The sequence below is a fragment of the Sphingomonas sp. genome, assembly GCF_019749955.1.
Lineage (GTDB): Bacteria > Pseudomonadota > Alphaproteobacteria > Sphingomonadales > Sphingomonadaceae > Sphingomonas.
In genome coordinates this window covers 144787-166692 of record NZ_JAIEPC010000008.1, presented here as the reverse complement: position 1 = coordinate 166692, position 21906 = coordinate 144787, and the positions used below count along the sequence as shown (strand labels likewise).

Genomic DNA, 21906 nt, shown 5'->3' with positions numbered 1-21906 from the left:
GCGAAGAGAAAAGTGAGTCCACGCGGAGGCGCGGAGACGCGGAGACGCGGAGGAAATGGGCGTCGCGGCAGGCCTTCGGCGTAGCCGAAACCAAGTCGCTCGCTTCGACGATGAATGAAGGTCTCGCTGGCGCGAGACGGGTTGAGCAAGTGCCCTGCGCCCTCTGCGCGCAGAAATCTTCTTCTCCGCGCCGCCGCGCCTCCGCGTGAACCAAAGCCTTCGCGCTCTTCGCGAAACTTCGCGCCCTTCGCGTGAACCAAAATCTGCTCGCCCTTCGCGAAACTTCGCGCCTTCGCGTGAACTCAACCCCCCGCCAGCACCACGCGCGCTGCCACGCAATCGGCATCCATCTGCGCCACCAGCGCCTCCAGCCCGTCGAACTTCGCTTCCGCCCGCAAATACGCGATCAGGGCAACCTCGATCGTGCGCCCGTACAAATCCTCGGCGAAATCGAAGAGATAAGCTTCGAGCAGTTCCTTGGGCGGATCGAAGGTCGGACGGATGCCAAGGTTGGCGGCGCCATCGACAATGCGCCCATCGTCGAGCCGCACCCGCACCGCGTAAATGCCATAAGCGGGCCGCAGATAAGTGCCGAGCGCCACATTGGCGGTGGGATAGCCGATCGTGCGGCCCAGCTTGTCACCGTGCTGCACCACGCCCTCGATCGCGAAGGGGCGGGTGAGCAGCTTGGCGGCCCCGGCCGGGTCACCGCTTTTGAGCAGATCGCGGATGCGGCTCGACGACACCGCCTCGCCGCCTGCCCCGACCGCGCAAACCGTGTCGACGCTGAAGCCGTGGCGCTCCCCCAGCGCGGCCAACACGGAAACATTGCCGCCGCGACCTTTTCCAAAGGTGAAGTCGTCGCCCGTCACCACGCCCGCGACGCCCAGCCCCGCCACCAGCCGCTGCGCAACGAATTCCTCCGCCGTCAGCCCGGCGAGCGCGGCGTCGAAGCCGAACACTACCATGCCGTCCGCCCCGGCTTCGGCGAACAACCGCGCGCGCTGGTCGAGTGTCGTCAGGCGAAACGGTGCTGCATCGGGCTTGAAGAAGCGCACCGGGTGCGGATCGAAGGTCGCGACCAGCAGCGGCCGCTGCTCGGCCTGCGCACGCTCCCGCGCGCGCCCGACGACCGCCTGATGGCCCAGGTGAAAGCCGTCGAAATTGCCAAGCGCCACGATGCCGCCGCGCAAAGCCTCGGGCACCCCGGCACCCCCGTCAAGGCGCTCCATAGCCACGGGCTATAGGGGGGCGAGCGTCACGAAGCTATAGGCCGGGCGTTCCCCCTCAGCGGCAAAATCCTCGCGCGCGATCTCGCCCCAGCCGGTGAACGGCGGGACGATCGCGTCGCCCGGTGGCGTGATGTGGACTTCGGTCAATTCGATCCGGGTCGCGCGCGGCAGAAATAGCGCATAGACCTCCGCGCCGCCGATCACCGCCGCTGGGCCGCCGCAGAGCGCCAGCGCGCTGTCCGGATCATGCGCTGGCTCCGCACCTGCCGCGCGCCAATCCGGACAGCGCGTGAGGACGATATGGCGCCTTCCCGGCAGCGGCTTCGGAAAGCTCTCGAAAGTCTTGCGGCCCATGATCATCGGCAGGCCCATCGTCATCGCCTTGAACCGCTTCATGTCGGCGGGCAAACGCCAGGGGATTTTGCCGTCGGCGCCGATCACGCCATTATCGGCGCGGGCGAGGAAGAAAGTGATCACACCGCCACCGGTGCCTTGATGTGCGGATCGGCGACATAATCGTGGATCGCGAAATCCTCATACTCATACCCGTCGATCGCGTCGGGCCGCCGCAGGATTTCGAGGCGCGGCAGCGGCCCCGGCGTGCGCGTCAGTTGCAGCCGTGCTTGCTCGAGATGGTTCAGGTACAAATGGCAATCGCCGCCGGTCCAGATGAAGTCGCCCGCTTCCAGCCCGCATTGATCGGCAAGGATATGCGTCAGCAGCGCATAGCTGGCGATATTGAACGGCACGCCAAGGAAGACGTCGGCCGAGCGCTGGTACAACTGAAGCGATAGCTTGCCGTTCGCGACATGCGTCTGGAACAGGCAGTGGCAGGGCGCGAGCGCCATCCGCGGCAGGTCCGCCGGATTCCACGCCGACACGATCTGGCGCCGCGACGATGGCGTCTCGCGAATCTGGCGGATCAGTTCGGCGATCTGGTCGACATGGCCGCCGTCGGGGGTTTCCCAGTCGCGCCACTGCTTGCCGTATACGGGGCCAAGCTCACCCGCCTCATCAGCCCATTCGTCCCAGATGCTGACTTTGCGGTCGCGCAGCCAGCCGACATTGGTCTCGCCGCGCAGGAACCAGAGCAATTCGATGATGATCGAGCGCAAGTGCAATTTCTTCGTCGTGACGAGCGGGAAACCGTCGCTCAGCCGGAACCGCATCTGGTGGCCGAACACCGAGAGGGTGCCGACGCCGGTGCGGTCGGCGGTCTCGACGCCGTCGTCGAGGATGCGCTGCATAAGGTCGTGATAAGCGTGCATCGCAGGACGTTAGCGCAGCGTCGCGATGAAGGGAATTCACTCTCAACCCGTTCGTGCTGAGCTTGTCGAAGCACCGTCCTTCTTCAGCCCCGCCGGTGGAAAAGAAGAACAGCCCTTCGACAAGCTCAGGGCGAACGGTGAAGCAGGATTTCTCTGTCGAGATCGTGGTCGCGCTGTGACAGCACCCGCTATTTCAATCGACAACCCTTGATCGCGGCGGGATAGGGCCGCGGGCCGACCGCCTTGAACGCCGCCAGATAGCCGCCGGCCGAGGGCATGTCTTCGGTCGACACGAGCTGATAACCGATGGCCGCGAATTCGCATTTGAGCAGCGCGGGCGGCGTGCCGTGATTCTGCGTGGGTCGATCGGCATCGACCACAATCACCAGCCCGTCGGGCTTGAGCGAGGGCCGCAGCCGCCAGAGGAATTCATAGGGCTGCGCAATCTCATGATACATATGGATCATGAAAACGCGGTCGAAGCTGTTGTCGGGCAGCTTGGGATCGGCGGGTTCGCCGAGCCGGACCGACACGCTCTGCAACCGCTCGCGCGTGACGCGTTCGGCGAGCGCATCGCGCGTCGCGGGCACGATATCCTGCGCCAGCACGCGCCCGCTCGGCCCGACGCGCTGGGCGAGGCGGATGGTGTAGTAACCCTCGCCCGCGCCGATATCGGCCACCGTCATGCCCGGCGCGATCCGGGCCTTGTCCATCACCTCGCCGGCTTCATTCTTGCGATCACGCGCTTCTTCGGTCGACCAGCGTGGCGACACGATGCGCGCGACGGGGCGGTCGGCCGCCGGAAACGTCGGCGCCGCGCTCTGGCCGCACGCAGCCAGCAGCGCCAGCACGGCGGCAAGGGCGGTGCGCGCCTTAATCGACGTCTTCCACATCGACCGTTTCGCCGGTCACGCGCTGCGACAGCGCTGCCGCCATAAAGGGTTCGAGCGCGCCGTCGAGCACATCACCCGGCGCGGTCGAGGTGACGCCGGTGCGCAAATCCTTCACGAGCTGATAAGGCTGGAGGACATAGGAGCGGATCTGGTGCCCCCAGCCAATGTCGGTCTTGGCGGCATTTTCGGCATTGGCCGCTGCTTCGCGGATCGAGAGTTCGCGTTCGTACAGCCGCGCGCGGAGCTGGTTATAGGCTTCGGCCTTGTTCTTGTGCTGGCTGCGCTGGTTCTGGCACTGGACGACGATGCCCGTCGGCAAATGGGTGATGCGCACGGCCGAATCGGTGGTGTTGATGTGCTGCCCGCCCGCGCCCGACGCACGGTACGTGTCGATGCGCAGGTCGCCTTCGTTGATGTCGACCTCAATATTGTCGTCGATCACCGGATAAACCCACACGCTCGCAAAGCTGGTGTGCCGCCGCGCCGCGCTGTCATAAGGGCTGATCCGCACCAGCCGGTGCACCCCGCTTTCGGTCTTGGCATAGCCGTAAGCATTTTCGCCCTTCAGCAGCAGCGTCGCCGATTTGATGCCCGCCTGCTCGCCCGAATGCTGGTCGATCAGCTCGACCTTCAGCCCGCGCCGCTCGCCCCAGCGCGTATACATGCGGCTCAACATGCCCGCCCAGTCCTGGCTTTCGGTGCCGCCCGCGCCCGCGTTGACTTCGATATAGGTGTCATTGCCATCGGCTTCGCCCGCGAGCAGCGCCCTGACCTTGTCGTCATTGGCGCGCGCGGCGAGCTTGGCGAGATCGGCGACGCCTTCATCGGCCATCGCGCTGTCGCCCTCGGCTTCGGCCATCTCGATCAGCTCGGCAGTATCGTTGAGTTCCTGCTCGATCGCGCGCGTCGCGGCAATCGCTTCGTCGAGCCGACGCCGTTCGCGCATCACCGCTTGCGCGGCCTTGGCATCGTTCCACAAACTCGGGTCCTCGACGCGCGCGTTGAGTTCGTCGAGGCGGCGCAACGCACGGTCCCAGTCGAGGAACCGGCGGACGAGCGCGAGCGACTCGTGAATGCTGTCGATATGGGCCTGCGCTTCGGCGCGCATTGAACTTCAACCTTTTTCCACACTGGTCGCTGCGACGTCGGCGGAACGTGACGATCGGGTGGCGACGATTTTCTGCCTATCTGATGAGCCGCAGCTGCCGCCGCTAGTAGATTCCGCCCTGTCTTTGCAAGAAATCGCTGTCGCTCTGGCGTTTGGCGGGGTTGGCCTGCGGGGCCACTTCCCGCGGGCGCGCGGCGACGGCAGGATCGGCACCCACCGACCGCGCGACCGCGCGGCGCGGCTCGCTGTCGGGCTTGAAGGCTTCCCAGATCACCGCCGCCTTGGGGTCGTCGCTCGGCCAGCCGCCATAGACCGGACGCCCCGATCCGCGGTCGATCCGCACGAACCGCACGCCGGCGGGGGCGCGAAACGGGAGCGGATCGAGCCCTTCATAAGCTTTTTCGGCAAACGCCTTGAAGATCGGCGCGGCGAGCGTGCCGCCCTGCGCATAGCCACCGAGACTCTTGGGGCTGTCATAGCCGATGTAGAGGCCAGCGATGATCTGCGGCGTCCCGCCGATGAACCACACATCGGTCGGCCCGGTCGAGGTGCCGGTCTTGCCCATGATCGGCCGGTTGAGGTCGCGCAGCACGGTTGCGGTGCCGCGCTGGATGACGCCTTCGGTGATGTGCACCATCTGGAACGCGGTCACCGCATCGATCACCTGGCGTTGGCGCACGACCGGGCGCGGCATCGCGCGGCCATTCCAGTCGGGCGCGTTGCACCGCGCGCAGGCGCGCCAGTTTTCGGGCCAGACGACCTTGCCGTGGCGATCCTGGACATAGTCGATCAAGGTCGACGGCGCGCCGCGCCCCTGATTGGCGATGATCGAAAAGGCGTTGACCATCCGCTGCACCGTCGTCTCACCCGCACCGAGCGCGATCGACAGATAGGGCGGGTATTTGCCGATCCCCATCCGGCTGATCGTGTCGACGACATGGTCCATCCCGACGGTGCTGGCGGCGCGCACCGTCATCAGGTTGCGCGATTGCTCAATCCCCCAGCGCAAAGTGTGCGGCCCCGACCCTTGCCCGCCGCCGAAATTGCGGAAGCATTTCTGCCCGAGCCGCGCGCCCTGATAGACGCAATAAGGCGCATCGACGATGATCGAGGCTGGCGTCAGGCCGTTTTCGAGCGCGGCCGAATAAACGATCGGTTTGATCGTCGATCCCGGCTGGCGCATCGCCTGTGTCGCGCGGTTGAACGAATTGAGCCGGGCATCGAACCCGCCCTGCATCGCCAGCACGCGGCCGGTCGATGGCTGTTCGACCACCATCCCGCCCGCCACGCGCGGAATCGCCCGCATCGCGAACACATCGCCTTCGGGCGCGACCGAGATAATGTCGCCGGGGACAATCGCCGAAAAAACATTGCCGCCCTTGCCGCGCACCGGCATTTGCGCGGCCCAGCGCGGCAGCATGCCCGTCTTGCCATCGGCAAAGCCGATCACCGCCTGATTGTCGCCACGCGCGATCACGATTGCCGCGCGCCAATCCTCATAATCGAGCCCGATATTGGTGTTGAGGAACGGCTGCAGCCACCCGCCGCTCTCCGCCGAGGCGCCGGCCGGCAGATCGACATGGCCGAGCGGCCCGTTCCAGCCGCGCCCGCGATCATAGCGGAGCAGCCCCTCGCGCAGTGCCTTTTGCGCATATTGCTGGAGCTGCGGATCATAGGAAGTGCGCACCCACAGCCCGCCCGAATAGACGCTATACGGCCCGTCGCGCTCGCTTTCGCCGAATTTGTCGATCAGCTGGCGGCGGACTTCCTCGACGAAATAGCCGCCGACGCGTTCGAACTTCGGCGTCTGGCGCAGCACCGCCCCGATTGGCTCGGCATTGGCCTGATCAAATTGCGCCTGCTCGATGAAGCGGTTCTTGAGCATTTCGCGCAGCACATAATTGCGCCGCCCCAGCGCGCGCTCGGTATTGCGGAACGGGTCGAACAGCGACGGCCCCTTGGGCAGAATCGCGAGGAAAGCGAACTGGCCGAGCGTCAGTTCGGTCAGCTCCTTGTCGAAATAGGCATGGCTCGCCGCCGCGACGCCAAACGCATTGCGACCCAGCGGAATCTGGTTGAGGTAAAGTTCCAGAATCTGCTGCTTGGTGAGCGTATCCTCGATCCGGTACGCCAGAATCGCCTCGCGCAGCTTGCGCACGGGCGAATATTCATTGCCGACGAGCAGGTTTTTCGCGACCTGCTGGGTGATCGTCGAGCCGCCCTTGGCGCGCTTGCCCGTGCCGAGCTTGCTGACATAATCGATCACCGCGCCCGCGACGCCGGGATAATCGACGCCGTGGTGCTCGAAAAAGCTCTTGTCCTCAGCCGCCAGAAACGCGCGCACGAGCAGCGGCGGATATTCGTCATAGCTCAGCTCGACGCGGCGTTCGCGCGCGTAGCTGTGGATCGGCATCCCCTCGACCGAGCGGACATTGGTCGGCAGCGGCGGTTCATAAGTGCGCAGCTTGTCGACCGAGGGCAGATCGCGCGCGACCAGCACCCAGACGAGCGCATAGCCAATCGCCGCCAGCGCTGCGAGCACCGCCAACAGCTTGCCCCACCAGCGCGCCCACAGCCAGCGCACCCCGGCCCGCAAGCGGTTGGTCTCGCGGTGCAGGCGAAAATTTACGGACGAGTCAGACGCTGGCATGATTGGCGCAGGCTGTAGCAAAACTGGCGCCGCGCGCCAGTGGGCGTATGCGTCATCCCCCCGCCCCCATCGTCACCCAGCGCAAAGGGGACAGGGTTTGGTAAGAATCCCCTTGCCCCCCGTTCGTGTCGAGCGAAGTCGAGGCGAGCGGAGCGAGCGGCGCCGAGCGCACCGCTTGTGGCCTGTTTCTCGACTTCGCTCGAAACAAACGGGTGCAGAGATTAAGCAAGAGGCCGCTAATTCGACGCCAGCCGCCGCGCGAAATGGATGTCGACCGCGCGCCGCACGCTCTCGGCAATCCGTGCCCGCCCTTCGCGCGAATCGATGAAGGCCGCGTCGCGCGGGTTGGAGATATAGCCCGTTTCGAACAGGATCGACGGCATGTCGGGCGCCTTGAGTACCACGAGCGACGCCATGCGGTGGAAATTGGACTTCACCGGCACCAGCGGCCGGGCTTCGCGGCCCAGCAATTGCGCGAAACTCGCCGAATTGTTCATCGTCTCGCGCTGGGTGAGATCGATCAGCAGCGACGAAATGTCGGGCGACGCCTCGCCCAGATTAATGCCCTGAATAATGTCGGCCTTGTTCTCGCGCGCCGCCAGCCGCGCGGCTTCCTTGTCCGACGCGACTTCGGACAGGGTATAGACCGAGGCGCCCGACGCATCGCCGCCGCCGACGCTGTCGCAGTGGACCGAAATGAACAAATCGGCCTTGAGTTTGCGCGCGACGCCATAGCGTTCCTGCAGCACCAGAAAGCGATCGTCGTCGCGGGTCAGCGCCACGCGCACCCGGCCCGAGGCAAGCAGTTCGTCGCGGATCGCCCTGGCGATGCGCAGCGTCACGTCCTTTTCCTTCAGGCCCGTGGTCGGCGAAATCGCGCCCGGATCAATGCCGCCATGCCCCGCGTCGATCACCACGAGCGGGCGGCTATCGTCGTCACCGTAGACGCGCGGCAGCGCGAGCTGCGCGCGCGGCGCGGGGATCGGCGTGGTCACGCTATAGCTCGCCGGAATCGCGCGGCCGCCATAGCTGAACGGCGGCAGATAGCGCAGCTTGCCTTCCGCCGCCGCGCGCGCGAACCGCGCATCGCTGACGGTGCGCAGCGCGAGCGTGAGGGTCATGCCATCGGCGCCGAACCGGCCTTCGGAAACGATCGCGGGCTGCGCGAGATCGAGCACGATGCGCGCGCCGTCGCGATAAACGCCCTGCCGCACGCGCAGCACCGGGCCGTCGGTGGTCGACACGCCCCCCGGCGTCGCCCCCGCGACATCGATTGCGATCCGCTGTGGCCCGTCGAGCAGCACGGCGGAGGCGCCCGCGACGCGCGCATCAAAATGCAGCACGACATGATCAGCCGCGACTTCGACCCGCTCGACGGTCGCAGCCCAGGCCGGCACACCGCCGAACCACAATGTCAGCATGGCCAGGAAAAAAGACACAGGGCGGTATTGCCGCGCGGGGGCACCGGCGGTCCAGCGAAAAGGCATTGCGGGGGGCTCCGCTCGGTTACTCGATTGACCCCCTCGTAACCGCCCCCTTGTCAAATCGTCGTGAAAGGAGGCGGTTAACAAGGCATTCGGCATCTTCTTGCCGTTCGGGCGGCAAATTCATGCCGGTTGCTGCTTGCGGATAGCAGTGCTACGCATGAAATATATCGGCTGATGCCACAGGCGTCGCGCCGGTAAACCAACCGCTGATGGGCGATCTCGCCCGCGCGCGGTTCATCCAGGTTGACGTCCGCATGTTGCATTCCCCTTGCCCCGCACACCGACCGGCCCACGCCGGCGGGTATGTGGTCGCATGGGGCTTGGCGGCCCCGTTTGGGTCGGATGCACAGCGGGCAGACGCAGTTTACACCATCCCGCTCGCGTCTGGGGCAGGCCGCTTCGCCGCCGCCCAGCGCACGCCATTTCGCGCGCGAACCCCATTTTCCGGCGCCGCGCGCGCACGGAGACCAATAAATGACCATGCGTATGCTGATCGACGCGCGGCACCGGGAGGAAACCCGGGTTGCCGTCGTCAAAGGGAACCGAATCGAGGAGTTTGATTTCGAATCCGCCGAGCGCAAGCAGCTCAAAGGCAATATCTATCTCGCCAAGGTGACGCGCGTGGAGCCATCGCTCCAGGCCGCTTTCGTCGACTACGGCGGCAACCGCCACGGCTTCCTCGCTTTTTCGGAAATCCACCCCGACTATTATCAGATCCCCAAGGAGGATCGCGAAGCACTGCTCCGCGAAGAGGCCGAGCACGCCGCCGAAGAGGCAGCGCTGCGCGCCGAGCATGACGACGATGAGGATGACGGCGACGACGACGGCAATGGGGAAGCCGATCGCGACGCCGCCGAACGCCGCGACGACGACGGCGATGGCGAGTCCGAAACCGCGAGCGAAGGCGAGGACGCCCCGCGCCGCCGCGCCAAATCGAGCGGCGGCGACGATGTCGACGCGTTGCGCGAACGCCGGATGAATCTGCGCCGCCGCTACAAGATCCAGGACGTCATCCGCCGCCGCCAGGTGCTGTTGGTGCAGGTCGTCAAGGAAGAACGCGGCAACAAGGGTGCGGCGCTCACCACCTATCTGAGCCTCGCGGGCCGATACTGCGTGTTGATGCCCAACACGTCGCATGGCGGCGGGATCAGCCGCAAAATCTCCAACGCCGCCGATCGCAAGCGGCTGAAGTCGATCATGGCCGATCTGCGGCTGCCGCCGTCGATGGGCTGCATCGTCCGCACCGCCGGGCTCCAGCGCACCAAGGTCGAGATCAAGCGGGACTTCGATTATCTCGCGCGGCTGTGGGACGAAATCCGTGAGAAGACGCTCGCCTCGGCGGCGCCTGCGCTCGTCTATGGCGACAGCGACCTGATCAAACGCGCGATCCGCGACATATATAACAAGGATATCGACGAGGTGATCGTCGAGGGCGACGAGGGCTATGCCCAGGCCAAGCAGTTCATGAAACTGCTGATGCCGAGCCATGCCCGCCGCGTGAAGCATTACAGCGACCCGGTGCCGCTGTTCCAGCGCAGCGCGGTCGAGGATCAGCTCGCGGCGATGTATCACCCCGTCGTCCAGCTCAAGTCGGGCGGTTACCTCGTGATCAACCCGACCGAGGCTTTGGTCTCGATCGACATCAACTCGGGCCGGTCGACGCGCGAGCATAATATCGAGCAGACCGCGACCGCGACCAACCTCGAAGCCGCGCAGGAAATCGCGCGCCAGTTGCGCTTACGCGACATGGCCGGCCTCGTCGTCATCGACTTTATCGACATGGACAACAACTCCAACGTCCGCAAAGTCGAAAAGGCGATGAAGGAGGCGATGAAGAACGACCGCGCCCGCATTCAGGTCGGTCGCATTTCGTCCTTTGGCCTCATGGAAATGAGCCGTCAGCGCTTGCGCACCGGCGTGCTCGAAGCTTCCACCCGCCCCTGCCCGCATTGCGAAGGCTCGGGCTTCGTGCGCACCGCCTCGTCGGCGGGCTTGAGCGCGCTGCGGCTGATTGAGGATGAGGCCGCACGCGGTCGCGGTTCGATCATCACTTTGCGCGCGAGCCAGGAAGCAGCCTTTTATCTGCTCAACCGCAAGCGCGCCGAACTCGCCGAGATCGAGGAACGCTACGGCGTAACGGTCGAAGTCATGTCCGACGGCGAACGCGAAGGCGCACGCATGGCGGTCGAAGCGTCAGGCCCGCCGCCTGCCTTCACCCCGCGCTTCGAACCGCCCAAGGTCGATCTCGACGACGATATCGATGACGTCGAGGAAGAAATCGACGAGGAAGAAGAAGCCGAGGAAGAGCCTGCGGAGCGCGCCGAGCGTCCGCGTGATGCCCGCCCGCCGCGCGAGGATCGCCCCGCCGAGGGCGATGGCACGCGCCGCAAACGGCGGCGTCGGCGCGGCCGTCGCGGTCGCAGTGCCGAGGGCGGTGAGCGCAGCGATGCACCGGGCGAAGGCTTTGAGCGTGACGATGAGCGTCCGGTCGATGCCGGAGCCGATGAGGCCGATGCCGGTGACGACACCGGCGACGACACCACTGAAGCGACTGGCGCCGAAACCGCCGAGCGCGGCGAAGGCGGGGCATCGCGTCGCCGGGGCCGTCGCGGTCGCCGGGGTCGGCGTGGCGAGGGTCAGCCGAGCGATGCTGGCGCACCGGTCGACGCCGATGCGGCGCCTGAGTCCGACGCGCTTGCCGAAATTGCCGAGGTTATGGTCGAGGAGCCCGCAGCCAAGCCTGCACGCCGTCGTCGCGGCAAGGCGGCCGAAGCCGTCGCTGAGGCTCCTGAGCTGAGCACGCCCGTCGAGGTTGAACCCGCCGCCGAGGAAGCGCCGAAGCGGACGCGCAGCCGCGCCAAAAAGGCCGAGGTCGAGGTCGAAGCCCCAGCGGAAGCCCCGGTCGAAGCCGAAGCTGTCGAGGAATCCGACGCCAAGCCCAAGCGCGCGCGCCGCAAAAAGGCCGAAGTCGCCGAAGCCGAACCGGTGGCCGAAGCCGAACGGGTCGCCGAAGCAGCCGAGGCAGCGCCCGAGCCGGTCGCGTCGAACGACGATGCGGTGGCCCCGGACACCGGCCCCGCCGCCCCGCGCCGCAAGGGGTGGTGGAGCAGCACCTTCGGCGCCTGAACGCCCAACGCGCCCGTGCCGTCTGATCTGGCGGCACGGGCGATCCCGCGCCCGTCCGTTTTTGGAATCACGTGATACCCTTGTTCCGTTCGTGCTGAGCTTGTCGAAGCACTGCCCTTCTTTCGCGACGTCACAGCAAAAGAAAGACAGCCCTTCGACAAGCTCAGGGCGAACGGAACGAGATTGAGTTCTTTGCGCGCGACCGTGCGCTGTCAGGGCACATGCCAAGCGTTGAACGCAAACGCGAATTGGCCGATAGCCGACTCATGAAGAAATTCGTTGCCGCGCTCGCGCTGTCGCTCCTCGCCGCTGTGCAGCCTGCGCAAGCTCAGTCGCTCCTGCGCGACGCCGAGACCGAGGCGATGTTCGACGACATGTCGCGCCCCCTGATCATCGCGGCCGGGCTATCACCGCGCAACGTCAAGGTCGTGATGATCAAGGACGACTCGATCAATGCCTTCGTCGCGGGCGGCCAGATCGTCTATGTCCATTCAGGGCTGATCACGTCGGCCGACAATGCCAATCAGGTGCAGGGCGTGATCGCGCATGAACTCGGCCATGTCGCCGACGGCCATGTCCCGCTCGGCGATGCCGGGATCAAGCCGGCGGTCGCGATCCAGATTTTGAGCCTCGTGCTCGGGGTCGCCGCCGCCGCCGCTGGCTCAGGCGACGCCGCCGCCGGCATCATCGCGGCGGGGCAGCAGGCAGCGATCGGCAAATATCTCGCGTTCAGTCGCGTGCAGGAATCAACGGCAGACGCGACCGGCGCCAAATTCCTGCAAACGGCAGGCGTCAGCGGGCGCGGGATGCTCGAATTCTTCAAAAAGCTCCAGAGTCTCGAATATCGCGCGGGCTACAACAACATCGACCCCTTCTCGCAGAGCCACCCTTTGAGCGGCGAGCGCGTCGCGACGCTGACCGAAACCGTGCGCGAATCGCCCGCATTCGGCAAGCCGACCGATCCCGTGCTCGAAGACAAGTTCAAACGGGTGAAGGCCAAGCTTGCGGGCTTCGTCAACGATCCGCCGCGCACGCTGACCGCTTATCCGGTCGAGGACCAGAGCATCTACGCGCATTATGCGCGCGCCTATGCCTATCACAAAGGTGGCTACCCGGAAAAAGCCAATGCCGAGGCCGATGCGCTGGTGAAGGCGCTGCCGCACGATCCCTATTTTCTCGAAATCAAGGGCCAGATTCTGCTCGAATCGGGCAAGCCCGATGAAGCCCTCACCCCGCTGCGCGAAGCGACCGAGCGCAGCGGCTACCAGCCGCTGATCGCGACCACGTTTGGCCACGCGCTGATCGCGACCGAGAATCCCGCCAATTTCCCCGAAGCCGAAAAAGTACTGCGTCAGGCCGTGGGCCGCGACGAGGAAAACCCCTTTGCCTGGTTCCAACTCGGCGTTGTGTATGAACGCAAGGGCGATCAGCCGCGCGCCTTGCTCGCGACCGCCGAGCGCGCCGCGCTCAACGGCGATCTGCGCACCGCATCGGTCAGCGCCCGCGGCGCGCTGGCGGGCCTACCGCCCAACACGCCCGACTGGATCCGCGCGCAGGATCTGGTGCTGCTGACGCAAAATGTGATCGATGATCAGCGTAAAGGACGGCGATGAACCGGTTGCTGCTGTTGGCGGTGGCGATTGGCGCCGCGTTGCTGGGTGCGGGCGGGATGTATTTCGCGGGCCGCATGGGGGCACCCATCGCCAGCGACCGCGCGCGTACCGAGCAGATCGTCCACGACTATCTCGTCAGCCATCCCGAAGTGCTGGTCGAAGCATCGAGCGCGCTGCGCCGCCGCCAGAGCGGGCAAGCGATCGACGCCGACAAGGCTGCGATCCTCGAACCCTTTGGCACTGCCTGGGCAGGCAATCCGCAGGGCGATCTGACGATCGTCGAATATTTCGATTATAACTGCGGCTATTGCCGGTCCACCCTGCCGGCCATCGACGCGCTGATTGCGGGCGACCCCAAGCTGCGCGTCGTTTATCGCGACTGGCCGATCCTGTCGCCCGAAAGCGCGACCGCCGCGCGCTACAGCCTCGTCGCCGCCGACATGGGCAAATTCGCCGAATTCCACCGCGCGCTTTATGCCGGTGGCCCGGTGAGCGACGCGACGCTGGCTGCTGCCGTCACCACCGCCGGGCTCGATCTGGCCAAGGTACAGGCCGCTGCCAAGACGCCGCGCATCGAAGCCGAACTCGCGCGCAATCTCGATACCGCCAAGAGGCTCGGCATGAGCGGCACTCCGTCGTGGGTGATCGGTGATCAGGTGATTTCCTCGGCACTCCCGATCGAGGAGTTGCAGCGACTGGTGGCCGAGGCGCGGGCGGCGCGCTGAGGGGGGGATAGGTCACCTCGCTTTCCCGGCACCTTCACCCCCCGTTTGTTTCGAGCGCAGTCGAGAAACAGGCCACAAGCGACGTCGCCCTTGGCCTGTTTCTCGACTACGCTCGAAACGAACGGGTCAGGGTATAAAACTCTAGCCCCGTCGCCACGTTGCGCCTCCCGCCCCCCGCCCCTATCTCCAGCCCTCACGCCATTCGGGGACACCACGCCTTTGGAACCGATCCTCGCCATTGCCGGCCTCACCAAAACCTATGCCTCGGGGCTGACCGCGCTCGACCATGTCGACCTGTCGATCGCCAAGGGGGAAATCTTCGCGCTGCTCGGCCCCAATGGCGCAGGGAAAACGACGCTGATCTCGATCGTCTGCGGCATTGTGACCGCGAGCGGCGGCAGCGTGCGCGTCGCGGGCTATGACATTGCCGCCGACTATCGTCAGGCACGCTACCGGATCGGGCTGGTGCCGCAGGAATTGTCGACCGATGCGTTCGAAACGGTGATCGACACTGTCACCTTCAGCCGGGGCCTGTTCGGCCGCAAGCCCGACCCCGCGCATATCGAGCGGATCCTGCGCGACCTGTCGCTGTGGGACAAGCGCCACTCGAAAATCATGGCGCTGTCGGGCGGGATGAAGCGCCGCGTGCTGATCGCCAAGGCGCTCGCGCACGAACCCGAAGTGCTGTTCCTCGACGAGCCGACCGCGGGAGTCGATGTCGAGCTGCGCCGTGACATGTGGGCGCTGGTGCGCAAGCTGCGCGACGGCGGCACCACGATCATCCTGACGACGCATTATATCGAAGAGGCCGAGGAAATGGCCGACCGCGTCGGCGTGATCCTGAAGGGCAAGCTGATCCTCGTTGAGGAGAAAGCGACGCTGATGCAAAAGCTCGGCAAGCGCACCTTGACCGTGACCCTCACCGAGCCGCTGAGCGCCGTGCCGCCCGCGCTCGCCGATTGGGCGCCGACGCTGAAGAATGACGGCCATGAACTCGAATATGTGTTCGAGGCGGGGAGCGAACGCACCGGCATTGCCGGGCTGCTCCGCGCGATCGGCGATGCGGGGATCGCCTATAAGGACATCAACACCCAGCAAAGCTCGCTCGAGGATATCTTCGTCGGGCTGCTCCACGACGCAGGCGAGCATGCGCTGGCAGAGGAAGTCGCGGCATGAACGGCTTCAACTGGGCGGGCGTCAGCGCGATCTACCGCTTCGAACTCGCGCGCTTCCGCCGCACGATCCTCACCAGCCTGGCGACCCCGGTGATCACCACATCGCTCTATTTCGTGGTGTTCGGCTCCGCCATCGGCGGCCGGATCAACACTGTCGACGGCGTGCCCTATGGCGCGTTCATCGTGCCGGGGCTGATGCTGCTGTCGATGCTGACCGAAGGCATCGGCAATGCGAGCTTCGGGATATACCTGCCCAAATGGTCGGGGACGATTTACGAGCTGCTGTCGGCGCCGCTGTCGCCGTTCGAAACCGTGCTCGCCTATGTCGGCGCGGCGGCAACCAAATCGATGATCCTGGGGCTGGTAATTTTCGCGACCGCGCATCTGTTTGTCGCGCTACCGATCGCGCATCCGCTCTACATGATCGGCTTCATGGCGCTGACGGCGGTGACTTTCTGCCTGTTCGGCTTCGTGCTCGGCATCTGGGCGAACAGCTTCGAGCAATTGCAGGTGATCCCGCTGCTCGTCATCACCCCGCTGACATTTCTGGGCGGCACTTTCTACTCAATCTCGATGCTGCCCCCCGCGTGGCAGCAGATCGCGCTGCTCAATCCGATCGTCTACCTCATCAGCGGCTTCCGCTGGACGTTTTTCGGGCGCGGCGACGTGAGCATCGGCTGGAGCCTGGGCGTGACGGGCGTGTTCCTGCTGCTGTGCCTGGGCGCGGTGGCGTGGATTTTCCGCACCGGATGGCGGCTGAAGAGTTAGCTAGGTTATCTCCACGACCATTGCGTTTGTAGCCCGTGCGATCGCGTCAACCCCAACGCTGAGTTCTAAGGCGGAGTGGCAGATGTCATGGATCTCGAAAAACCTGACACCTTCACTGTCTGAAGCCCAAGGCACGACAATCTCTTCCCCGATCCTTGGTAAGATCGAGAAGGTGAAGGTTCCGATCTTCTCGCCCGTGTTAAGTTCCTGAATTTCAAGATTTACCATTTTTTCCGTCCCTCACCGCATCACCGGCAACACCACCCGCGACCCAGCACAAACCTTCTGCTCGGCCTTCACATAATCCTCCGGCTTCGCCTTCGCGATATTTGCCACGAAGCTCTGCGGGTTGCGGTCGATCACCGGGAACCAGCTCGACTGGATTTGCACCATGATCCGGTGGCCCTTTTTGAAGACATGGTCGTGGTCGCGGAGTGGCACATCCCACGGCGTTACTTGCCCCGGCACCAACGCCTGCGGCGTCACATCGCTCTTCAGGAAGCGCCCGCGCCGGATTTCCATCGCGATCGGCCACTGATAGCCGTTGAGCTGCCGGGTATAGGCCCCGAGCGGCGCGCCCTCGTTGAACTTCTCAAAATCGTCGGGCAGCACGTCGATCAGCTTGACCACGAAATCGCTGTCGGTGCCGCTGGTCGATGCCATCAGCTCGGCGGCGATCTGGCCCGTGACCGTCAAATCCTCGGTCAGTGGCGCCGAGACGTAGCTCAGCACATCGGGGCGGTGATCGACAAAGCGCTGGTCCTCGGCTTCCCACCAGCGCCATTCGGGGCGCGGATAGGTCGGTGAGATCGGGCGCGGGCGGAACGGCACCGGGTTCGCGGGGTCCGAGACATAGCTGCGACAGGCTTCACCGGCAGCGGGCGCGGCGAAATCAAGCGACCCATCGGCGTGGAGATACAGCGCGGTCGCCGCCGTGCCCTTGGGCGGCCAGCTTTCGTAAGTCTTCCACACCCACGACCCCGACTGGAACATGCGCGTGTCGAAATTCGGCCGTTCGCCCTTGCCGTGCAGCCAATAGCGGAAGAAGGGCGCCTGAATCTCGTCACGGAATTGCTGCGGGCTGTCGACCGGGATCGGGATGCGCCCCAAATCCTTGCCCGGCGCCGACCAGGTGCCATGCGCCCACGGCCCCGCGACCATCTGGCTCAGATGATCGGGGTCATTCGCCTTCTGCTTGGCGTAGATTTGCCACGACCCCCATGGGTCTTCCTGATCCCAAAAGCCCGCCACGTTGAGCGTCGGCACCGTCGTCTTGCCGAGCGTATCGGACCAGCGCTGATCGGTGAAAAACGCGTCATGATTGGGGTGGTCGAACAGCGCGGTCGCAGTCGCGGCGCGCCCCTGCCAAATCTTGTCGAGATTGGCGGCGCTGCCGAGCTTCAGGAAATAATCATAGGTATCGACGGTGCCGTAATCGAAATCGGCAAAGCCATCCTTCTTGAGCTGGAGCGCGGCCACCCAATCGACCAGATAGGCCATCCGCAGCGCGCCATTGCGGTGGAGATCGTCATTCTGCCAATAATCGATCCACGCCGCCTGCGGGCTGACCGCTTTGAGCGCCGGATGCGGCTTGGCGAGCGCAATCGCGGCGGTGAAGCCGGGATAGGAAATGCCCCACATCCCGACCTTGCCATTGTTGCCCTTCACATTCTTGACCAGCCAGCCGATCGAATCATAAGCGTCGGTCGCTTCGTCGGTCGCTTTGGGGTCCTTGGGGTGGACCGCCGTCGACAAGGTGAACACCCCGTCCGAGCCAAAGCGCCCGCGCATCGACTGGAACACGAAGATATAGCCGTCGTCGGCGAGCGCCTTCCATCCGCCGGGCACGCGCGGCAGCGCGGCTTGCGGCACGCCATAAGGGGTGCGCTGGAACAGGATCGGCAGCGGCCCGGTCGCGCCGGTCGGGCGCAGGATCACCGTCTCCATCTTCGCCCCGTCGCGCATTGGCACCATCACCTTTTCAAAGGTGAAGGCGGGTTGCGGGGTGGCGGCAGGCGCGGGCGCCGCTTGCGGACGCGCAAAAGCGGCAGGCGCGGCAACGGCGGCGAGCAGGACGGCGATATGGGAAAGGCGCATGGGGCGGGATTCCTGCTTGGGGAGCGACCCGCGCAGGCTATCGGGGCGCGGGCGTGGGCGCAACGGGACTGTTGCCGCCCACCAAGGCGCGCGCGGCGGAAGCCATGGCGAGGGCGGTTTGGAATGGCCTTCTCCCAGTAGGGAGACGGATCGGCCCGCTGCGGTACCGCGAGCTTCAACTAGACGAGGCAGTCGAGCGAGAAGCGCTCGTGGTAGTTTTCACTTCTTTTCAACTTGACCTGCGTAAGTGTCGCGGAAGAACCGCAAGTCCGGAGTGCCTCATGTTCGGTCGCAAGAAGCCTAAGCCGGAGCCGATGCGCTTCGCCCCGCAGCCCCGCCCGTCGCAGTCCGGCGCGAATGACGGCGCCGATGAAGCGATCGCGCTGCTCTCGCAAGCACTCGGCTTGGACCTCGATTTTGGGAGCGCCTTCATCTTCGCGCCGAGCCTCTGGCACGATCGTGCGATCGGCGCGATGCTGACCGGGCTCGGACTTCAGCCCAACATGGCCGGTAACCGCATCGCGCTGCTCAAAAGCCCGGTGTCGGTCGCCAAGCTCGCGGCCATGAAGGCCGACAGCCCGCTGCGTAGCACGCTGGAAAGCGCGCGCTTCGGGGTGAACCTCTACAATCCCGATGCCGAGAACGGCTATCATGATGGCCTGGTCGTGATGCAGGCTGAAAAGCTGCGCGAATTCGCCACACGTAGCGACCTCAGTGACCATGCCCGCAAATATGCAACCTTCGACCTGATGATGTTCAGTGAGGGCGTGATGATGGGCAAGGTGAAGCTCGGCTGAACGCGCGGTAGTTCGGCCATTCCGGCGGCGTGCCGGGATGGCGCGTCACCCTCACCGCGTCAGCTTCAAGCGCCAATCGCAGTCCCCGCCCCCTCAATCGATCCGGCGTTCGCCCTTTACCCAGCGCACCGTGCCGCTCGACGCGCGCATCACGACGCTGTGGGTGATCAGCTTGCCGCCGACGCGCTTGACGCCGCCGAGCAGCGACCCGTCGGTCACCCCGGTCGCGGCAAAGATGCAATCGCCCTTCGCCAGCTCCTTCAGGTCGTACTGCTTGTCGAGATCGGTGACGCCCCATTTCGCCGCCCGCGCGCGCTCGTCGTCGTTGCGGAACACCAGCCGCCCCTTGAACTGCCCGCCGACACAGCGCAGCGCGGCGGCCGCCAGCACACCCTCGGGCGCGCCACCCTGGCCGATGTAGATGTCGATGTTGGTCTCGGGGTTGGTCGTCGCGATCACGCCCGCGACATCGCCGTCATCGATCAGCACGATCCCGCAGCCGATCTTGCGCAATTCGGCGATCAGCTTTTCGTGGCGCGGGCGATCGAGCACGCAGGCGATGATCTCGCGCGGCTTCACACCCTTGGCCTTGGCCAGCGCCTTCACATTTTCGGTCGGCGTCTTGTCGAGGTCGATCAGGTCCTTCGGGTAACCCGGCCCGACCGCGATCTTGTCCATATAGACGTCGGGCGCGTTGAGCAGGCAGCCTTCCTCGGCAATCGCCAGCACCGCGAGCGCATTCGGCCCGGCCTTCGCGGTGATCGTCGTGCCTTCGAGCGGATCGAGCGCAATGTCGATCTTCGGTCCCTTGCCGATCGCCGAGCCGACCTTTTCGCCGATATAGAGCATCGGCGCTTCGTCGCGCTCGCCCTCACCGATCACCACGGTGCCGTCCATGTAGAGCTTGTTGAGCGCCTCCCGCATCGCCTCGACCGCGGCGGCATCGGCCGCCTTCTCATCCCCGCGCCCGATCAGGCTGGCGGCGGCAACCGCCGCGGCTTCGGTAACGCGCACCATTTCGAGCACGAGCACACGGTCGAGCGTCTTGGAGGCTTTGGGCATTTCGGGCTCCCCTTTGATTTGTTGGGGTGCGCGATAGGCGGTTGGCGGCGGGTTGTCGAGAATGGGGGTGAGGGGCTTCGCCAGCAAACAGCCCGCAGGAACGATAGATACTAGCTCCCACTATCTATTGCCCAACCCTCATAGAGCACCTTGAGCAGCATGCCTTGCCGTTTTTCAACCGACTCGGGCGTCCATTCCTGTTGAGAGATGACTTGGCTGGTGAGCGCATACGAAGAAACGCTCTTGGTACCCGCGAAGTAGATTCTGCATTTGTCGGCGAACTCGTAATTCTGGGCGGACGAATTCTTCTTCTTGTTAAGCGGCACTAGGTTCGCGAGACGGTGAAGCCATTCCTTTCGAATCGATGCGTCGGGCCACCAATCGCGCCACTCGCTATCAACTGGTACGGTTTGAGGGAGAACGTGTTCGATCGTCAGAATTCTTGGATCGTAAGTGGCGGCACCGTCCGAGATGAAGGAGTCCAGCCGCAGGATTAGATAATTTCGACGACGTGGCGCTAGCTCATAAATATTGCCATCCAGCGCTTCACGAAACGCCTCACAATCCTCCTCATCAAGGTCGAGCGCTTCCATGTCATCGGGCTGGAGGTCGCTCTGGATATCCGAGATAACGTGCGCGTACACTTCGATGCGATCGTTCACGTTGAAACGACAAATGTGCATATATGCCGCAAGCCGTTCCAACATTTCGAAGAAGCGCGCCACTCGTTTAGGCTTACTGCGATTCTTCTTCAAAAAGAGTATCGCTGGCGGAATCCAGTCCGAATTGTCGATACGATTTAACCAAGTGATGTAGTAGTTAATTTCTTCGGCATGCGACGTGGCAGCGTAGGAGGCAGTCCGAATGTCTTCAAGCGCATCAGCGTAAGGCTTTAGAACGTTGTCGATAAAGCATTTTGCATCGGGATTATACGGCAAAACATAAGCACGAAACTCTTCTAAAAGTGATCTCTTAGCTTTCTCTTTGGCGTATATCATTCGGATATATGCGAAGAGATCGTTAAATCCGGATCGTGTGAGATCGACCTCCATTGACTCCCATTTTTTGTTGTATGCTTCCTGATCTACCTCGCTTTTAAGTTTTCCTATGGTATCGGCCTTAATGATATCGGTATGTTGTAGATTGAGACCGCGACTATTCATCACAGAAAACACACGAAATGCCGACTCCTGACTCGGTGTCGAGACTGCCACCAGATAGCAACGAGTCAAAAGAAAATGACTGAACGCCTCCAAATCTTTCGAGTTCGGAAAGGTTTCTTGTACAGCGCCTACGAAATACTCTGCATTCTTGCGAATATTGATTTGCGATTCATTATTCAATGACGAAGGGTCGATTTCAATCAGTGAATCGATCTGGAGATCTTGGACGTATTTTGAGAAAAAATCCCGATCCCGCTCTCGAAGCGAGAGGCGCGGCTTCGGCATAATGCCTTCCATTTTTTTACCGGGCTCAAGAATATAAGGACGCAACTCTTCCTTGTCGGCTCCGCCATGAGCGCATGCCATTGAGGACAGCAATATTGTCAGTGTAGTGAGCCGCTGCTGTCCGTCTATAACCTGAGAAAGGGCGCTGCCCTCTGCCTTGATCAGAACGATGCTACCGAGGAAGTATCCTTCCTCGGCCTCGGCACGAAAAAATGCCACGAGATCGTCGAATAGCTCGGAAGCTTGCTCTACCCCCCATGCGTAGGGTCGCTGGTAGGAAGGTATTACATATTCGAAATCCGAGCTGAAGATTTTTGACAGTGGAAATTCCGCACCGCTTATTTTCTTCGACATACTGACTCCCTCAACAATATTTGAGAAAGTGTGCAATTAAGTCGAAGGTTCTGTCAATCTGCCCTCTGGCTTTAACGGGGAGACGGTCCTCTCGACCGTAGCC

At 63.9% G+C, this 21906-nt stretch carries 17 protein-coding genes; 6 read left to right on the top strand and 11 right to left on the bottom strand.

The window, feature by feature from the left end:
* Window positions 1-302: 302 nt before the first annotated feature.
* The 7 genes from K2W81_RS01880 to K2W81_RS01850 form a co-directional block, all read right to left on the bottom strand.
* Entirely contained in the window at window positions 303-1232 is a 930-nt protein-coding gene (locus tag K2W81_RS01880; protein ID WP_294100786.1) for a bifunctional riboflavin kinase/FAD synthetase, read from the bottom strand.
* 9 nt (window positions 1233-1241) lie between these two features.
* Window positions 1242-1709, bottom strand: a complete 468-nt coding sequence (locus K2W81_RS01875) for a dihydrofolate reductase (protein WP_294100785.1) — start codon at window positions 1707-1709, stop codon at window positions 1242-1244.
* Window positions 1706-2500, bottom strand: coding sequence for a thymidylate synthase (locus tag K2W81_RS01870; RefSeq protein ID WP_294100784.1), 795 nt, complete (start codon window positions 2498-2500; stop codon window positions 1706-1708). The genes K2W81_RS01875 and K2W81_RS01870 overlap by 4 nt, the downstream gene beginning before the upstream one ends.
* Before the next feature lie 188 nt (window positions 2501-2688).
* Window positions 2689-3393 carry a class I SAM-dependent methyltransferase gene (locus tag K2W81_RS01865; RefSeq protein ID WP_294100783.1) on the bottom strand — a complete coding sequence of 235 codons (705 nt, stop codon included), beginning with the start codon at window positions 3391-3393 and terminating at the stop codon, window positions 2689-2691.
* Window positions 3374-4501 carry a peptide chain release factor 2 gene (gene prfB / locus K2W81_RS01860; RefSeq protein WP_294100782.1) on the bottom strand — a complete coding sequence of 376 codons (1128 nt, stop codon included), beginning with the start codon at window positions 4499-4501 and terminating at the stop codon, window positions 3374-3376. Before prfB ends, K2W81_RS01865 begins: the two co-directional genes overlap by 20 nt.
* A 103-nt stretch (window positions 4502-4604) precedes the next feature.
* Complete coding sequence (locus K2W81_RS01855; RefSeq protein ID WP_294100781.1) at window positions 4605-7151, bottom strand: transglycosylase domain-containing protein; 2547 nt, start codon at window positions 7149-7151, stop codon at window positions 4605-4607.
* Between the two features lie 236 nt (window positions 7152-7387).
* Window positions 7388-8572, bottom strand: a complete 1185-nt coding sequence (locus K2W81_RS01850; protein ID WP_294100779.1) for an N-acetylmuramoyl-L-alanine amidase — start codon at window positions 8570-8572, stop codon at window positions 7388-7390.
* Window positions 8573-9112: 540 nt separating this feature from the next.
* Here K2W81_RS01850 and K2W81_RS01845 point away from each other — a divergent pair.
* The 5 genes from K2W81_RS01845 (at window position 9113) to K2W81_RS01825 (ending at window position 16045) form a co-directional block, all read left to right on the top strand.
* Entirely contained in the window at window positions 9113-11764 is a 2652-nt protein-coding gene (locus K2W81_RS01845) for a ribonuclease E/G (protein ID WP_294100777.1), read from the top strand.
* A gap of 266 nt (window positions 11765-12030) precedes the next feature.
* Window positions 12031-13377, top strand: a complete 1347-nt coding sequence (locus K2W81_RS01840; RefSeq protein WP_294100775.1) for a M48 family metalloprotease — start codon at window positions 12031-12033, stop codon at window positions 13375-13377.
* Window positions 13374-14102, top strand: a complete 729-nt coding sequence (locus K2W81_RS01835) for a DsbA family protein (protein ID WP_294100774.1) — start codon at window positions 13374-13376, stop codon at window positions 14100-14102. Before K2W81_RS01840 ends, K2W81_RS01835 begins: the two co-directional genes overlap by 4 nt.
* Before the next feature lie 219 nt (window positions 14103-14321).
* Complete coding sequence (locus K2W81_RS01830; protein ID WP_294100773.1) at window positions 14322-15278, top strand: ABC transporter ATP-binding protein; 957 nt, start codon at window positions 14322-14324, stop codon at window positions 15276-15278.
* Window positions 15275-16045 (top strand): ABC transporter permease, encoded by a 771-nt coding sequence (locus K2W81_RS01825; protein ID WP_294100771.1) that lies wholly within the window; start codon window positions 15275-15277, stop codon window positions 16043-16045. The genes K2W81_RS01830 and K2W81_RS01825 overlap by 4 nt, the downstream gene beginning before the upstream one ends.
* Here the strand turns inward: K2W81_RS01825 and K2W81_RS01820 are convergent, their stop codons facing one another.
* The gene (locus tag K2W81_RS01820; RefSeq protein ID WP_294100770.1) at window positions 16046-16273 is read right to left on the bottom strand and encodes a hypothetical protein; all 228 of its coding nucleotides are present in this window, start codon (window positions 16271-16273) and stop codon (window positions 16046-16048) included.
* Window positions 16274-16285: 12 nt separating this feature from the next.
* Window positions 16286-18142 (bottom strand): CocE/NonD family hydrolase, encoded by a 1857-nt coding sequence (locus tag K2W81_RS01815; RefSeq protein WP_294100769.1) that lies wholly within the window; start codon window positions 18140-18142, stop codon window positions 16286-16288.
* Window positions 18143-18423: 281 nt separating this feature from the next.
* Between K2W81_RS01815 and K2W81_RS01810 the strand changes: the two genes are divergently transcribed.
* Entirely contained in the window at window positions 18424-18939 is a 516-nt protein-coding gene (locus K2W81_RS01810) for a hypothetical protein (RefSeq protein WP_294100768.1), read from the top strand.
* A gap of 93 nt (window positions 18940-19032) precedes the next feature.
* Here K2W81_RS01810 and glpX read toward each other — a convergent pair whose 3' ends face one another.
* On the bottom strand, window positions 19033-20001 hold the full coding sequence (gene glpX / locus K2W81_RS01805) for a class II fructose-bisphosphatase (protein ID WP_294100766.1): 969 nt from the start codon (window positions 19999-20001) through the stop codon (window positions 19033-19035).
* 110 nt (window positions 20002-20111) lie between these two features.
* The gene (locus K2W81_RS01800) at window positions 20112-21803 is read right to left on the bottom strand and encodes a DUF262 domain-containing HNH endonuclease family protein (protein ID WP_294100764.1); all 1692 of its coding nucleotides are present in this window, start codon (window positions 21801-21803) and stop codon (window positions 20112-20114) included.
* Window positions 21804-21906 lie beyond the last annotated feature (103 nt).